This window comes from Roseateles sp. P5_E4 (assembly GCF_054049255.1).
On record NZ_JBFUMS010000002.1, the window covers coordinates 669,797 to 683,976 of the forward strand.

The following is a 14,180-nucleotide window of genomic DNA, read 5'->3' on the forward strand; positions in this document are numbered from 1 at the left end:
GAGGCTTGAGGAGAGGGCCATGAGTTGGGACTGGCAGTTCTACTGCAATGACACCGCCACCGGGGAGGCCGTTGCTGGCTGCTTCGGCCCGGGCGGCAAGGAGCAGACTTATCTGCAATGGATGCTGAACGCCTGGGGCTGGACGCTGAGCGTCTCGCTGCTGGCCCTCGTGCTGGCGCTGGTGGTCGGTTCGCTGATCGGCATTGCTCGCACCGCGCCGAACAAGTGGCTGGCGCGCTTCGGCGAGGCGTGGACCGAGCTCTTCCGCAACATCCCGCTGCTGGTGCAGGTCTTTCTCTGGTACCACGTGCTGCCATCGCTGTTCCCGGTGCTGCGTGAGGCCGTGCCGTCCTCCGTGCTGGTCGTCTTCGCCCTGGGTTTCTTCACCAGCGCGCGCATCGGCGAGCAGGTCAAGGCCGGCATCAAGACCCTGCCCACCGGCCAGCGCTACGCGGGCCTGGCCATGGGCCTGACGCTTCCCCAGACCTACCGCCACGTGCTGCTGCCGATGGCGTTCCGCATCGTCATTCCGCCGCTGACGAGCGAGAGCATGAACATCGTCAAGAACTCGGCGGTCGCCTTCGCGGTCAGCATCCCCGAGCTGGCGCAGTTCGCGCAGCAGGCCTCCGAAGAGACGTCTCATTTCGAGGAGATCTACATCCCCGTCACCGCGCTGTATTTCGTCTCGGCCTTCGCCATCAACCGCATCGCCAAGTTCATCGAGGCGCGCGTGCGCATCCCCGGCCAGTCGGGAGGCAAGTGATGCTGAATCTCGACTATTCCTTCGTGAACTGGGCGGTCGTCCAGAGCTTCGTCGCCAAGGGCTTCTGGTTCTCCATCCAGCTGACGCTGGTGGCCATGATCGGCGGCATCATCCTGGGCACGCTGCTGGCGATGATGCGGCTGTCCAGCAAGCCGTGGCTGTCGGTGCCGGCGGCGTTTTACGTCGACACGCTGCGCTCCATCCCGCTGGTGATGGTGATCCTGTGGTTCTTCCTGCTGATCCCCAAGCTCGTCGGGCCGCTGGGCGGGCAGATGTCGGCCTTCATCACCTTCACGCTGTTCGAGGCCACTTACTACTCGGAGATCATGCGTGCCGGCATCCAGTCGGTGTCGCGCGGCCAGGTCAACGCCGGGTATGCCGTAGGCATGACCTACGGCCAAAGCATGCGTTACGTGGTGCTGCCCCAGGCCTTCCGCAACATGCTGCCGGTGCTGCTGACCCAGACCATCATCCTGTTCCAGGACACCTCGCTGGTCTATGCCGTTGGCGAGTACGACCTGCTCAAGGGCTTCGAAGTGGCCGGCAAGAACTTCAACCGCCCCGTCGAGACCTATCTGGCGGCTGCGGTCGTCTACTTCGTCATCTGCTTCGGCCTGTCCCGCCTCGTGCGGGAGCTGCAGAAGAAGATCGCCATCATCCGTTGAGTCGAATCGAGTCCGCCATGATCGATATCAAGAACATCTCCAAGTGGTACGGCAGCTTCCAGGTGCTGACCGAATGCACCACGACCATCCAGAAGGGCGAGGTTGTCGTCGTCTGCGGGCCGTCCGGCTCGGGCAAGTCGACGCTGATCAAGACCGTCAACGCGCTGGAGCCCTTCCAGAAGGGCGACATCGTCGTCGACGGCATCTCCATCGCCGACCCCAAGACCAACCTGCCCAAGCTGCGCTCGCGCGTCGGCATGGTGTTCCAGCATTTCGAGCTGTTTCCCCATTTGTCGGTGACCGAAAACCTGACCATCGCGCAGATCAAGGTGCTGGGCCGCTCGGCGGCCGACGCGAAGACCCGCGGCCTGAAGATGCTGGACCGCGTCGGCCTTAGCGCCCACAAGGACAAGTTCCCCGGCCAGCTTTCCGGCGGCCAGCAGCAGCGCGTGGCCATCGCGCGAGCGCTGTCGATGGACCCCATCGTCATGCTGTTCGACGAACCCACCTCGGCGCTGGACCCTGAAATGGTCGGCGAAGTGCTGGACGTGATGGTGCAACTGGCCCACGAGGGCATGACCATGATGTGTGTGACCCACGAGATGGGCTTTGCCAAGCGGGTCAGCAATCGCGTCATCTTCATGGACGCGGGCAAGATCGTCGAGGACTGCAGCAGCAGCGACTTCTTCACCAAGCCCGAGGAGCGCTCGCCGCGCGCCAAGGACTTCCTCGCGAAGATTCTCCAGCACTAGGAACGGAGCCCGTGATGAGCAGCGTCGGCACGGGATGGAGAGAAGTCATCGCGGCCGACGAGGCAGCTCGCCACGCTGCGGCCGCGCGGGCGATGGCCGAGATGCAGAAGCGCAAGGACGAGCGCTTTGGCGCCGGCCGTGCACTGCACCGCAAGGGCGTTGCCGCGGTGCGCGGGCGGCTGCGTGTGCCGCAGGGCCTGCCAGGGCATGCCCGCCACGGCCTCTTTGCCGAGCCGGGTGAGCATGAGGTCTGGGTGCGGCTGTCCAACGGCGCGATGGACAAGCAGAGCAACCGCCGGCCCGACATCCGCGGCTTTGCGATGCGGGTCTTCGGCGTCGATGGTGAGGCGGCCCTCGGCGGCCGCACCGATCACCAGGACCTGTCGCTGATCAACCAGACGGCCTTTGCGTTTCCCGACAGCCGCCATTTCTTCGGTCTCGTCGAGGCAGCCGGCCGCAGCCCGGGCGCCGTGATCGGCTGGATGTTCAAGACCTTCGGCTTCATAGGCGGCTTCAAGCAGCTCAAGAAGCTGGCAGCGACGGCCGGCAAGCCTTTCACGGGTTTCGCGACCGAGGCCTTTGCCAGCACGCTGCCCATCAGCTGCGGCCCCGCCGCCGTCAAATTGCGGCTGCTGCCGCCCGCCGGGCTGAAGCCGCGTACCGAGGTCAACGGCGACTGGGCGGGCGATCTCGCAGCCCAGGCGGCGGCCGGCCCGTTGAAGTACCGGCTGCAGCTGCAATTCTTCGTCGATGAGGCGCGCACGCCGCTGGAGGACGCGTCCGTCGAATGGCCCGAGTCCGTCGCGCCCTTCGTCGACGTGGCCGAGCTGACGCTGGAAGCGCCGTCGACCGACGTCGACTTCATCGCTCGCGTCGAAGCCGGTGTCTTCGACCCCTGGCAGGCGTTGGTGGCGCACCGGCCTCTGGGCGAGGTCATGCGCGCGCGCAAGGTGGCCTACTTCACCAGCCAGCAGGGCCGCGGCGCCGCCTAGCCGCGCCGCGCCATCTCGACGCGCTGATTCAAAGGAACATGCCGCCCGAGGCTTCGATGCGCTGGCCGGTGATCCATCCCGCACCGGGGCGCATCAGCGCGGCCGCAGCGCCGCCGATGTCCTCGGCCTCGCCGACCCGGCCCAGCGCCGTGACCGAAGCGACAAAGCGGTTCAGCTCCGCGTTGTCGCGCACCGCGCCGCCGCCGAAGTCGGTCGCGATGGCGCCCGGCGCCAGCGTGTTGACGCGGATGCCGCGGGCCGCCAGCTCCTTGGCCTGGTAACGGGTCAGCACTTCCACCGCCCCCTTCATGGCCGCGTAGGCGGCATAGCCCGGGATGGTGAAGCGGGCCAGGCCGCTGGAGACGTTGAGGACGCTCGCGCCGTCGGCCAGCAAGGGCAGCAGGGCCTGGGTCAGGAAGAAGGGGCCTTTCAGGTGGATGGCGAGCATCGCGTCGAACTGGGCCGGCGTTGTCTCGGCGAAGCTGGCATGCGCGCCGGCGCCGGCGTTGTTGATGAGTCCGTCGAGCCGGGGGGCGCCCCAGGCCTGCAGGCCGGCGTCCAAGCGCTCGGCGAAGGCCGGGAAGCTCGTCGGTTCGGCCACATCCAGCGGCAGGGCCAGGGCGCGGCGGCCCAGGGCCTGGATCTGGGCAACGACGGCATCCGCCGCCGCAGCGGCTTCACGGTAGGTCAGCACGATGTCGTGGCCGTCGCGGGCCAGGGCCAGCGCCATCTGCGCGCCAAGGCCGCGGCTGCCGCCGGTGATCAGGGTGATGGGGGAAGAACTCATTTCAGCTCCGTCAGAGGATGGGGTTTGTGGACGGAGTGAAATTTATTGTTCGTTCTGGTGTGGATAAAGTCGCCGCAGCTGAAATGACTGTGCTTTGAATGACATCCAATCTCGACCTCGCCTCGTTGCGTGTCTTTTTGCAGGTGGCCGAACTGGCCCACTTCAGCCGGGCTGCCGATGAGCTGGGCCTGCCCAAGGGCCGGGTCAGCCAGGTCGTGCGCGACCTGGAGGCGCAGCTCGGCACGCGGCTCTTCCAGCGCACCACCCGGCGGGTCAGCCTGACGTCGGATGGCGAATTGCTCGCGGAGCGGGCCCGCGCGCTGATGGCGGACGCCGGCGAGATCGAGGCGCTGTTCCAGCAGGACCAGCAGCTCAGCGGCCGGCTGCGCGTGGATATGCCGGTGCGGCTGGCGCTGGACGCCGTGCTGCCGGCCCTGCCGGAATTCCTGGCCGCCCACCCCGGCGTGACCGTGGAGCTGAGCTGCACCGACCGCCGCGTGGACCTGGTGGAAGAGGGCTTCGACTGCGTGCTGCGCGTGGGTGCCGTGCACGACCCGCTGCTGGTGGCGCGGCCGCTGGGGCAGATGCGCATGGTCAACGTGGCCAGTCCCGGCTACCTCGCCGCGCATGGCACGCCGGCCACGCCGGACGACCTGGTCGCGCAGGGCCACCACCTCGTGCACTACAGCCAGAGCTGGGCCGACCGCCGCCCGCGCTTCGACTGGGTGGACGCCGCCGGGCAGGAGCGCACGCTGACCCTGCCGTCACGCGTCACCGTCAACAACACCGACGCCTACCAGGCCGCGGCGGTGGCAGGCGCCGGCGTCGCGCAGTTCCCCCTGCAGGGCGTGCGGCATCTGCTGGCCGACGGCCTTCTGGTCCAGCTGCTCGACGGTTTCGATGCCGCGCCGCTGCCCGTGCGACTCGTGCTCAGCCAGCGCCGCCACACGCCGCGCCGGGTGCGCGTGTTCATGGACTGGCTGGCGGGCCGGCTGGCCGACCGGCTTGATGCCCAGGGGAGCGCTGAATAGGTCCCGCGATGCGGCGCGCCCTGGTTTGGGATGGGCTGCAAGGCGCAAACCACAGCCATAGCTTGGCTATGGCGAGGATTTGCAACGCAGCAGACCGCCCAAAGCAGGGATGCGCCGCGCGTGAGGACTTGTTCAGCGCTTCCCTATAGCTTGACCGGGCCTTCGATGGCCGCCGCGCCCGACACCGCCGCCTTGGCCTGCTGCTGGCGCACGCGGTCCAGATAGCCCTCCGAGCGCTGCAACTGCTCCTGGATGAGCTTGTTGTTGGTGCCCATGGTCTCGATGGCCTTGCTGCGGAAGTTGTCCATCGCGTCCATGGCCTGGAAGGTCTGGTCGAACATGGACTGGATCTGCTGGATGCCCAGCATGGGGTTGGCCGAGAACTCGGCCGTCGCGTCCACATGCTGGTTCAGCGCCGTGCCGGTCTGGTTGATGAGGTCGCCGATGGTCTTGTTGACGCCCTGCAGCATCTGCATGACCTCGATCTGGTTGCCGGTGGCGCGCGCCACGGTCTGGGCCACGGCCAGGGCACTCATGCCCGTCGTCGCGACGCGATCGCAGCCAATCATCATCTCGCGGCCGGTCTTCTTCAGCACGTCCAGCGCCAGGTAGCCGTTCACGCAGACGGCCTGCTGGGTCTGGATGTCGGCCAGGTTCTGGCGGGCGTAGAACAGCACTTCCTGTTCGAGTGCCTTGGCCTTCATCGGGTCGGTTGGCTGCAGCTCCTGCACGCGCGTGGCCAGGCGTTCGTCCAGCACACGAGCAAAGCGCGCGGCGGCGGCGAGCTTCTGCATCGCCTCCCAGAGCTTGCCGCGCGTGGCCTCGACGTCGATGACGTCCTTCTGGATGTCGTCCTTGGCCGCGTAGAGCTGGGTCATGGCCGTCTGCAGCTGCGAACTGGCGGACTGGAAGCGGCGGAAATAGGCCTCCAGCTTGTTGCCGAAGGGGATGATCCCGAGCAGCTTGCGCGGCTGCAGCAGGTCGCCGTCCTTGCCGGGGTTGAGCTCGTCGAGTTGGCCGCGGATGGCCGCGATGGCCTTGTAGGCCGGCGTGTCGGTCGCGCCGACGAAATTGCGCTGCATCAGGCTGCCCTGCATCAGCCCGGCGGCCAGGCTGATCTCCTGGCGGCCGAGCTGGAAGGCGCTGTCCAGCTTGGCCTTGAAGGGCTCGCTGTGCAGGTCTTCCTTCTCCAGCGCCTCGATGAAGCGCTGCACCTGCGCATCCACCTGGCTGCTGACCTCGGCCTTCAGCGGCACGGCCTCGACGGCGGCGGCCGGTTGCACCGGCGTGATGACCTCGGGCGGGGTCAGCGTGAACGTGGGAGCGGCGGTTGTCGTGGTCGTGGTGTTCATGCGATGTCCTTGCTGCCGAACTTCTGGTTCAGGAATTCACTGTGGCGCAGGAAGGCTTGGGCGTCCTGCGAGGCGAGATCGTCGCCGAGCTGCTCGACCTTGGTCTCCAGCTCGGCCAGCACGCCCTCGAAGGTGGTCTGCGCCGTCTTGCCATTGGCCAGCAGCTTGGTGGTGGCGAACTGCGCCGGGATGCTGAGATAGGTGTTCAGCGCCTGCGGCAGATAGCTGATGGCGATGTGGCGGGCGTGGAAGGTTTCCTGCAGGCTGAGCTGGCCCTTGCTGCGCTCCCACTGGTCGAGCAGGCCTTCGAGGCGCTGGCAGAGCTGCTTGATGCGCTGGGCCAGCGGCGCCGGAATGCGCCCGCCCGGGTTGTGTTCCGTCAGGCCGCGCACACCGGCCAGCGCCCGGCCCATGGCCTCGCGGGCGTCGCCCTCGTCCTCGAAGTTCAGCGCTTCCCAGGCGTCCTCGCGCGTGCTGGGCCAGCCCCACCACAGCGCGCCGCCGACCAGGCCGACGGCATAGCCGAGCGCCGCGACACCCAAACCCCAGCCGCCGAGAAAGCCCAGGCCCTTCAGCACCAGCACGGCGGTCGCTGCCAGCAGGCCGCACCAGTTGGCTGGCGCGTTCAGCCATCTGAGAAGCCCGCTCATTGATACGCCCGGATGTCCTTGAACACCGCATACAGCGGCGTCTTGCGTGCATCGAAGACCCTGCCGCCGGTGATCTCCACCAGCGCCTTCAGGTCGCCCGCATCAGCCTCGCCGAACAGCACCATGAAGACGGGGATGCCGCGCAYGTCCTCGGGCAGCTGCTCGTAGGCGCGTTTGAAGTCTTCCAGGCGGCGGCCCATATTGCTCTTGCCGTCGGTGAAGGCGACGACCGAGTACTGGTAGTCGGGGTTGCGCTTGCGTTCCTCCAGCATCTGCTGCAGGCCGGCCAGTACCGCGTCGTACAGGGCCGTGCCGCCGGCCATCTTCAGTTCGTCGGCGGCGTCGCGCACACGCTTGAGCTCATTGCGCTTGGCCTCGGTGTCGGCCTGCGGCAGCACGCCCTTGGCCACCTTGCTGCCGGCCGGGATCTCGAAGGCCACCGGCTCGCGCGGCCGGTCGCTGAAGGGCAGGAACCACAGCCGCTCGCGGTTGGTCAGCTTGGCGACGCGGCCGGTCAGCGATGCGTCGGCGCCCGCCAGGTAGTGGATGGCCTCGACGAGCTGCTCGCGGCGCTTGCCCTGCATGCTGCCGCTGGTGTCCAGCACGAAGGTGCTGGCGATGGGTTTGCGGAATTCGTTGAGATAGGCGTCGATGAGGCCGTCGGCCAGCTGGCGGTCGGGCGAGAAGGGCAGCTCGACCTGGAAGCCGCGCGCCGGCAGGATGTCGGCGACCTGGGCGGCCACTTCGGCCCGCATCGGGCGGCGCAGCGTCTGGCGTGCCAGCCACAGCTGGGCGGTGTCGCCCTTCAGGTATTCGACGACCTTCAGGTAGTCGGCCCGGCGCGCCTCGTTGAGCAGCATGAACGGGTAGTCGGCCGTGGCCACGCCTTCGTACGGATAGATCAGGTGCAGGGGCTCGCGCAGCTTGCCGCTGGCGTTCAGGCTCAGCAGCCAGCTCTCGTAGTTGATGAAGGCGTTGGCGCGCGTGCCTTGCTGCTTGATGAACTGGTCGGCGAGATACGTGGAGTTGTCACCGACGATCTTGTAGCCCTTCAGGAAGTCGGCAATCGCGCCACGGTCCACATCGGCGGCGGAGAGCGCCTCGCCCTTGCCGCCGGCCGCGGCCACCACGCCCAGCAGGGCCATGAAGCCCTGGTTGCTGGTGGCCGGGTTGGACAGCGCGTACTGCAGCTTGCCTTGCTTGGCGGCACGGGTGATGTCGGCCCAGGTCAGCTTGGCGTCGGGCTTGTCCCAGCCGTTCTTGGCCGCATCGCTCTTGCTGACGCCTACCGCCATGGGCGACAGCATGATTTTTTCCTGCAGCTTGACCTTGCCCTGGCCGGCCGCGTCGCTGAGCAGGTATTTGGCGTTGGCGAACCAGGCCACGTCGGGCTTGGGCTTGCCGGCGCTGTCACCGCTGAGCACCTCCTGCGTGCTCTCCATCGTGCCGCCGAAGCGGAACTGCACGTCGATGCCGGTGGCGGCCTTGATCTGTGCGGCCAGCGGCTCGATGTCTTTCAGGTCGCTGGTGGCCAGCACCTGCAGCGTGGCGCCGGCGCTCTGGGGCGCTTCGGGCGCCGTCGGCGCGGCGGGCTCAGGCTTCTTGCCGCAGGCGGCCAGCAGCGCGAAGCTCAACAACAGTAGGGCACGGCGCATCACTGGTTCATCTCCCGGCTGACGATGTCGATCATTTCAAACATCAGGTCGAACCCCGGCGGGTCGATGACCTGGTTCAGCTTCACGTCCACGGCCAGGCCGGCGGTCTTGGCAGCCTCGGCAAAGGCAGCCGTGTCGCCGGTGCGGAAGCCCTGCTCCAGCGCCACGGCCTGCAGCGTCTTGTTCGTCGCCAGCAGTTCGGCCAGCCGCTTGCCGCGCTCGTTCAGCGCCACCAGCACCCATTTGTTGACGATGGTGGGCTGCGGGTACATCAGCACCATCTCGGGCCGTACGCCGCCTTTCTGGGCCTGGGCCACCATCTGCGCCTCGTAGATGAAGGTCATCGGCGTCTTGCCCATGCCGATGGACAGGTAGTCGTCGAAGGCGCCGTTGACGTAGTTCTCCTGGAAGCCCTGGCGCTTGAACAGCTCGGCGAGCTGGGCCGCGTACTTCTGCGCTGCCGTGCGGTCGGCCACCACGTCACCGTTCAGCGCCGCCGAAGTCAGCGCCAGATACATGGCGGCCGAGTTGCTGCGGCGGATGTCGGTCGTGCTCACCAGCACGCTGCGCGACACCGCGTAGTCGCCACTGGCTTTCAGGTCACGCCAGCGCTGCTTGGCCAGCATGGCCTGCGTCAACTTCTCCATGTCCAGGCTGTAGACCTTGGGCGCCATCGTCTTGGCCATGCCGTTGGCGGCCAGGATCTTGGCGACCGGCTCCCAGGACGCCACGACCAGCGGCGTGTGGAAGGGCGAGGTCTGCGTCGCGGTCTTGCCGGCCTTGCGCGCGGCGTCGGCAATCATGTTGGCGGCGACGACGCCGCTGGCGATGAAGAAGTCGGGCTGGTCGGCCGCGCCGATCTTCGCCGCCATGTCGCGGCTGCCCACGCGGGCCACCTGCACCGGCAGCTTGGCGCCAGCCAGCAGCTTGCTCACCCTCTCGTCCTTGAAGAACGCCTCCACGTCGACGGCGATCAGACCCTTGAGCGGCTCGGCGCTCGCGACGGCCGACTGCTCCTGCGCGATCTGCTTGGTTTCGTCATTGGCGCGCAATGCAAAAAACAGGGCGCCGCCAAACAGCGCCAACAGGACCAGGGTACCGGCCAGTCGTTTTGGGGTGTTCATGAGGGGGTGCAAGCTCCTTTCAATGAGATGCGCAGTGTGCCTGTACCGGGCGGGGTGCGGCGGCGACAATCCGGTTTTATGACCCAAGCTCCCATACAGCTCACCCTCACCCGGCCTGACGACTGGCACTTGCATCTGCGCGACGAGGCGGCGCTCGCCAGCGTGCTGCCCTACACGGCGCGCCAGTTCGCCCGCGCCATCGTCATGCCGAATCTGCGCCCGCCGGTCACGACGGCCGCCCAGGCGGTGGCCTACCGCGAGCGCATCCTGGCCGCGTTGCCTGAGGGCCTGGACTTCCAGCCGCTGATGACGATGTACCTGACGGACAACACGCCGCCGGACGAGATCAAGCGTGCCAAGGGTGCGGGCGTCGTCGCCCTCAAGCTCTATCCGGCCGGTGCCACGACAAACAGCGACGCCGGCGTGACAGACCTGCGCAAGACCTACAGGACGTTGGAAGCCATGCAGCGCGAGGGCCTGCTCTTCCTGGTGCACGGCGAGGTGACGGACGGCGACATCGACATCTTCGACCGCGAAGCCGTCTTCGTCGAGCGCGTCATGAAGCCGTTGCGCGCGGCCATGCCCGAGCTGAAGGTCGTTTTCGAGCACATCACGACCAAGGAAGCGGCCCAGTACGTGCTAGAGAGCGACCGCTTCACGGCCGCCACCATCACGCCGCAGCATCTGCTCTACAACCGCAACGCCATCTTCACCGGCGGCCTGCGCCCGCACTACTACTGCCTGCCCGTGCTGAAGCGCGAGGAGCACCGCCAGGCGTTGCTGAAAGCCGCGGCCTCGGGCCTGCCGAAATTCTTCCTCGGCACCGACAGCGCGCCGCACGCCGCCCAGCTGAAGGAAAACTCGGTCTGCGGCGCCGGCTGCTTCACGGCCATCTCGGCGCTGGAGCTGTATGCCGAGGCCTTCGAAGGCATTGGTGCGCTCGACAAGCTCGATGGATTTGCCGGCCACCATGGCCCCGACTTCTATGGACTGCCGCGCAACACCGGCACCGTCACCCTGAAGCGCGAGCCCTGGACCCTGCCCAGCGCCGTGCCCTTCGGTGAAGCGCAGTTGAAGCCCCTGCGCGGCGGCGAAACCCTGAACTGGAAACTCATCGCATGAAGAAAGTTGCTTTTCTCGTCGACTTCGACAACGTCGCCACCGACGTCATCGAGCAGGCCCTGCAGATGGCCTTCAAGGACTATGAAGCCGTCCACATCCGCCGCGCCTACTGCAACGCCGAGCAGGCGCAGACCCACCAGTCCTTCCTGAAGCGCCTGGGCCTGCGCGCCATCGTCAATCTCGCCATTGGCAAGAACTCGACCGACATTGCCATGGCCGTCGACGCGATGGAACTGGCCATCACCGAGAAGCCCGACGTCATCGTGCTGGTGTCGTCGGACAGCGACTTTGCACCGCTGGTGCTGCGCCTGCGCGAGAAGGGCGCCTGGCTGCGCGGCTTCGGCCAGCACGGCAAGACGGGCGACGGCGTTATCGCCATCTACGACCAGTTCAACGAGCTGGCCCATGACAGCGGCAAGCCTTCGGCCAAGCGCCAGCCGGCGAGGAAGACCGCGTCTCCCCGGCCAGCCGCGAAGAGAGCCGCGCCGGCCAAGGCCGCGGCCCCGGCCCCTGCGCCGGCTGCGAAGCCAACGCCGGCACCTGCACCTGCACCGAAGGCTGCGCCGGTGCCTGCACCCAAGCCGGCCGCGGCACCCGCCCCGGTTGACGCCAACGTTGCCGCCGCCCGGGAGATCAATGCCATCCTGGCCCTGCTGCCCAGGCTGGCCGACGGCCAATGGCATGACCTCGGCGTGGCGGCCAAGGCGCTGAAAGAGGCCGGCCTGCTGCCCAAGACGGCAGCGTCGACCAAGCTGTTCCGCAAGCACCCGCAGGCCTTCCAGCTGCAGCCGGCCAAGCAGCCCAACCAGGTCCGCTTCGGCCACGGATGATTCGGAATGCTTCACGGGCCTTGCGCGGTGACGAGCGGCTGTCGTGCGCAAAGCGGCTAGCATCGGCGGCCTCCACCGGAGGTCCTGCTTGCTGAAGTCCTGTCTGAAGTCCCTGCTGGGTGCGGCGTTCGCCGGCCTGGCCCTTGCCGCTGCTGCGCAATCGCCGCCGCCCGCGCCCGCCACCGCGCCCAACCCGCAGCAGCCACAGGCGCAGCCCCCCACCGTGTCCGCCAGCGCCCGGCGCCTGTATGAGCGCAGCAAGGGCCAGCTGCTGCAGATCCGCACGCTGCTCAAGACGCAGGACAGCCAGGCCTCGGTCGGCTCGGGCTTCCTCGTCAGCGATGACGGCCATGTCGTCACGAACTACCACGTCATCAGCCAGTTCGCGCTGGAGCCCGACAGCTACCGGCTGCGTTACGCGACGACTGACGGCCAGGGCGGGGCGCTGGAGCTGCTGGACTTCGACGCCCGCCGAGACCTCGCGCTGCTGCGTGCCGTCGACGACGGCAAGGGCGGTGGGCTCAAGGGCCGCGGCGCGCTGACCTTCCGCCCGCAGAACCAGCCGCTGGCCAAGGGCGAGCGCATCTATTCCATGGGCAACCCGCACGACGTGGCCTTCGCCGTCGTCGAGGGCAATTACAACGGCCTGGTGGAGCGCAGCTTCGACCCGCTGATCTATTACGCCGGCGGCATCAACCCCGGCATGAGCGGCGGCCCGGTGCTGGACGAGGACGGCCTGGTCGTCGGCGTCAATGTGTCGACGCTGCTGTTCGCCCAACAGGTCAGCTTCCTCGTGCCCGGCGAGTTCGCCGAGAGCCTGGTCAAGCGCAGCCTCGCCGCCAAACCCATCCGCACGGCGGCCTGGGGCCGGCTGCGCGACCAGTTGACGCGCTACCAGGACGAGCTCGTCACGCGCTTCCTGGCCGCACCGTGGGAGAGCGCCAATCACGACCGCTACCGCCTGCCCGTGCCCAAGCAGGACTTCATGCGCTGCTGGGGGCGGGGCACCTCGGCCGATACCAAGGGCCTGGACTTCGAACGCTCGCAGTGCCGCATGGACCACGCCCTCTTCGTCAGCGGCAATCTGCAGACGGGCTGGCTGGACATGTCCCATGAGGCCTATGACGGCAGCAAGCTCGGGGCGCTGCGCTTTGCGCGCCAGTACACGGGGAGCTTTCGCAACGAGCGCCTGGGGAGCGCCGACAAGTCGCGCACCGCGCCGTACTGCAAGGAGCAGTTCGTCGATCGTGATGGACTACCGCTGCGAGCCGTCGTTTGCCTGCGCGCCTACCGCAAGCTGGACGGCCTGCACGACCTCAGCGTGCTCGTGACGACGGTGGACTCACCCACCGAAGGCGCGCTGGGCCGCTTCGACGCCCGCGGCATCAGCTTCGACAACGCGCTCAAGCTGGCGGCGCATTACCTGGAGGGCTTCGCGTGGACGAACAGCAAAGCCAAGTGATGCCTGCCATCCCTGACGCCGCAGTCGTCGAACTGCTGGGCCGCGACGGCCGCGCGACCCTGGTGCAGCGCGTGACGCACTGGCCGGTGCGCATCGGCCGCTCGCCGGCCTGCGACATCGTGCTGGACGACGGCCACCTCGCCGCGGAACATGCCGAGCTGCAACTCGCCCCCGGCGGTGGTGTCAGTCTCAGGCTGCTGGACAGCCGCAATGGCGGCAGCGTCGCCGGCAAGCGCCTGGCCGCGGGCGAGGAGGCCACGCTGCCCGAAGGCGGCGCCTTCCAACTCGCGAGCTGCTCGCTGCGCCTGCGCACCAGCGCCGACGCGCTGGCGCCCGAGCATTTGATGGTGATCCATCCGGTGCGCCACTGGGCTCTGCTGCCGCTGCTGCTGCTTTCTCTGGTGTTCTTCCAGTGGTTGGACCGCTGGAGCGCCGTCGACCCGGACGCGCGCTGGATCGACTACGCCTCGCCGTTGCTCGGGCCGCTGGCCTTCGTACTCGGCTGGGCCGGGCTGTGGTCGCTGGCCAGCCAGCTCTTTCATCATCGCTTCCCGTTCACGACGCATCTGCGCCGTGCCCTGGTCGTCATCGTCACGCTGCAGGTGCTGGAGTGGCTGCTGCCGGCAGTGGCCTATGCCTTCTCGTGGCCGCGCCTGATGGTGGTGGAGTCGCTGGCCACGCCGGTGGCCGCTGCGGCGTTGGTTGCCTGGCATGCCGGCCTGGTCTGGCCGGGCGCGCGGCGCATCCTGCACGGCGGCATTGCGGCCCTGCTGCTGCTCTTCCTGGGCCTGCAGGTGGGCAGCCGCCAGGAACAGCAATACGTCTTCGGCCCGCCCTATCTGGCCAGCCTGCCGCCGCCGGCGCTGCGCCTCGTGTCGCCGCAGCCGCCTGAGACGCTGATCGATTCGCTGAAGCCGCTGAAGGCCGAACTGGCCAGGCAGGCGCGCAAGGACAACGAGGGCGCCGTCGACGACGACGTCGGCGCCGGCGAGTGA

General features: G+C 67.8%; 14 protein-coding genes. 9 read left to right on the plus strand and 5 right to left on the minus strand.

Annotated features, from left to right (window positions below; translation table 11 throughout):
* Positions 1–19 precede the first annotated feature (19 nt).
* From ACXJLH_RS05695 to ACXJLH_RS05710, 4 genes are read left to right on the plus strand one after another with little or no spacing between them, the layout of a single operon-like run.
* Positions 20–763: an amino acid ABC transporter permease gene (locus ACXJLH_RS05695; protein WP_056202842.1), complete on the plus strand. Its 744-nt coding sequence runs from the start codon at positions 20–22 to the stop codon at positions 761–763.
* Positions 763–1,428 (plus strand): amino acid ABC transporter permease, encoded by a 666-nt coding sequence (locus ACXJLH_RS05700; protein ID WP_056202845.1) that lies wholly within the window; start codon positions 763–765, stop codon positions 1,426–1,428. Before ACXJLH_RS05695 ends, ACXJLH_RS05700 begins: the two co-directional genes overlap by 1 nt.
* 17 nt (positions 1,429–1,445) lie before the next feature.
* Positions 1,446–2,180 (plus strand): amino acid ABC transporter ATP-binding protein, encoded by a 735-nt coding sequence (locus ACXJLH_RS05705; RefSeq protein ID WP_056202848.1) that lies wholly within the window; start codon positions 1,446–1,448, stop codon positions 2,178–2,180.
* 14 nt (positions 2,181–2,194) lie between these two features.
* A complete protein-coding gene (locus ACXJLH_RS05710) occupies positions 2,195–3,172 on the plus strand; it encodes a catalase (RefSeq protein WP_457442864.1) in 978 nt (325 codons plus the stop codon).
* Positions 3,173–3,200: 28 nt separating this feature from the next.
* Here ACXJLH_RS05710 and ACXJLH_RS05715 read toward each other — a convergent pair whose 3' ends face one another.
* Positions 3,201–3,959, minus strand: coding sequence for an SDR family NAD(P)-dependent oxidoreductase (locus ACXJLH_RS05715; RefSeq protein WP_457442866.1), 759 nt, complete (start codon positions 3,957–3,959; stop codon positions 3,201–3,203).
* Positions 3,960–4,057: 98 nt separating this feature from the next.
* On the opposite strand from ACXJLH_RS05715, the gene ACXJLH_RS05720 reads away from it, so the two are divergent.
* The gene (locus ACXJLH_RS05720) at positions 4,058–4,990 is read left to right on the plus strand and encodes a LysR substrate-binding domain-containing protein (RefSeq protein ID WP_457442868.1); all 933 of its coding nucleotides are present in this window, start codon (positions 4,058–4,060) and stop codon (positions 4,988–4,990) included.
* 143 nt (positions 4,991–5,133) lie between these two features.
* Here the strand turns inward: ACXJLH_RS05720 and ACXJLH_RS05725 are convergent, their stop codons facing one another.
* From ACXJLH_RS05725 to ACXJLH_RS05740, 4 genes are read right to left on the minus strand one after another with little or no spacing between them, the layout of a single operon-like run.
* On the minus strand, positions 5,134–6,342 hold the full coding sequence (locus tag ACXJLH_RS05725) for a toxic anion resistance protein (RefSeq protein ID WP_457442870.1): 1,209 nt from the start codon (positions 6,340–6,342) through the stop codon (positions 5,134–5,136).
* On the minus strand, positions 6,339–6,992 hold the full coding sequence (locus ACXJLH_RS05730; protein WP_056202858.1) for a hypothetical protein: 654 nt from the start codon (positions 6,990–6,992) through the stop codon (positions 6,339–6,341). Before ACXJLH_RS05730 ends, ACXJLH_RS05725 begins: the two co-directional genes overlap by 4 nt.
* On the minus strand, positions 6,989–8,647 hold the full coding sequence (locus ACXJLH_RS05735; protein WP_457442871.1) for a substrate-binding domain-containing protein: 1,659 nt from the start codon (positions 8,645–8,647) through the stop codon (positions 6,989–6,991). The genes ACXJLH_RS05730 and ACXJLH_RS05735 overlap by 4 nt, the downstream gene beginning before the upstream one ends.
* On the minus strand, positions 8,647–9,771 hold the full coding sequence (locus ACXJLH_RS05740) for a hypothetical protein (protein ID WP_056202864.1): 1,125 nt from the start codon (positions 9,769–9,771) through the stop codon (positions 8,647–8,649). The genes ACXJLH_RS05735 and ACXJLH_RS05740 overlap by 1 nt, the downstream gene beginning before the upstream one ends.
* A 78-nt stretch (positions 9,772–9,849) precedes the next feature.
* Between ACXJLH_RS05740 and pyrC the strand changes: the two genes are divergently transcribed.
* The 4 genes from pyrC (at position 9,850) to ACXJLH_RS05760 (ending at position 14,180) form a co-directional block, all read left to right on the plus strand.
* A complete protein-coding gene (gene pyrC / locus ACXJLH_RS05745) occupies positions 9,850–10,893 on the plus strand; it encodes a dihydroorotase (RefSeq protein WP_457442874.1) in 1,044 nt (347 codons plus the stop codon).
* Positions 10,890–11,723, plus strand: coding sequence for an NYN domain-containing protein (locus ACXJLH_RS05750; RefSeq protein WP_457442876.1), 834 nt, complete (start codon positions 10,890–10,892; stop codon positions 11,721–11,723). The genes pyrC and ACXJLH_RS05750 overlap by 4 nt, the downstream gene beginning before the upstream one ends.
* An 88-nt stretch (positions 11,724–11,811) precedes the next feature.
* The gene (locus ACXJLH_RS05755) at positions 11,812–13,185 is read left to right on the plus strand and encodes a S1 family peptidase (RefSeq protein ID WP_457324571.1); all 1,374 of its coding nucleotides are present in this window, start codon (positions 11,812–11,814) and stop codon (positions 13,183–13,185) included.
* Positions 13,185–14,180 carry an FHA domain-containing protein gene (locus tag ACXJLH_RS05760; RefSeq protein ID WP_457389198.1) on the plus strand — a complete coding sequence of 332 codons (996 nt, stop codon included), beginning with the start codon at positions 13,185–13,187 and terminating at the stop codon, positions 14,178–14,180. The genes ACXJLH_RS05755 and ACXJLH_RS05760 overlap by 1 nt, the downstream gene beginning before the upstream one ends.

What these genes read in the sequence shown, in the direction of transcription:
- ACXJLH_RS05700 (WP_056202845.1), top strand. Translation starts at nt 763, where the DNA reads ATGCTGAATCTCGACTATTCCTTCGTGAACTGGGCGGTCGTCCAGAGC.
- ACXJLH_RS05740 (WP_056202864.1), bottom strand. Translation starts at nt 9,771, where the DNA reads ATGAACACCCCAAAACGACTGGCCGGTACCCTGGTCCTGTTGGCGCTG.
- pyrC (WP_457442874.1), top strand. Translation starts at nt 9,850, where the DNA reads ATGACCCAAGCTCCCATACAGCTCACCCTCACCCGGCCTGACGACTGG.
- ACXJLH_RS05760 (WP_457389198.1), top strand. Translation starts at nt 13,185, where the DNA reads ATGCCTGCCATCCCTGACGCCGCAGTCGTCGAACTGCTGGGCCGCGAC.
- ACXJLH_RS05695 (WP_056202842.1), top strand. Translation starts at nt 20, where the DNA reads ATGAGTTGGGACTGGCAGTTCTACTGCAATGACACCGCCACCGGGGAG.
- ACXJLH_RS05750 (WP_457442876.1), top strand. Translation starts at nt 10,890, where the DNA reads ATGAAGAAAGTTGCTTTTCTCGTCGACTTCGACAACGTCGCCACCGAC.
- ACXJLH_RS05720 (WP_457442868.1), top strand. Translation starts at nt 4,058, where the DNA reads ATGACATCCAATCTCGACCTCGCCTCGTTGCGTGTCTTTTTGCAGGTG.
- ACXJLH_RS05710 (WP_457442864.1), top strand. Translation starts at nt 2,195, where the DNA reads ATGAGCAGCGTCGGCACGGGATGGAGAGAAGTCATCGCGGCCGACGAG.
- ACXJLH_RS05725 (WP_457442870.1), bottom strand. Translation starts at nt 6,342, where the DNA reads ATGAACACCACGACCACGACAACCGCCGCTCCCACGTTCACGCTGACC.
- ACXJLH_RS05705 (WP_056202848.1), top strand. Translation starts at nt 1,446, where the DNA reads ATGATCGATATCAAGAACATCTCCAAGTGGTACGGCAGCTTCCAGGTG.
- ACXJLH_RS05715 (WP_457442866.1), bottom strand. Translation starts at nt 3,959, where the DNA reads ATGAGTTCTTCCCCCATCACCCTGATCACCGGCGGCAGCCGCGGCCTT.
- ACXJLH_RS05730 (WP_056202858.1), bottom strand. Translation starts at nt 6,992, where the DNA reads ATGAGCGGGCTTCTCAGATGGCTGAACGCGCCAGCCAACTGGTGCGGC.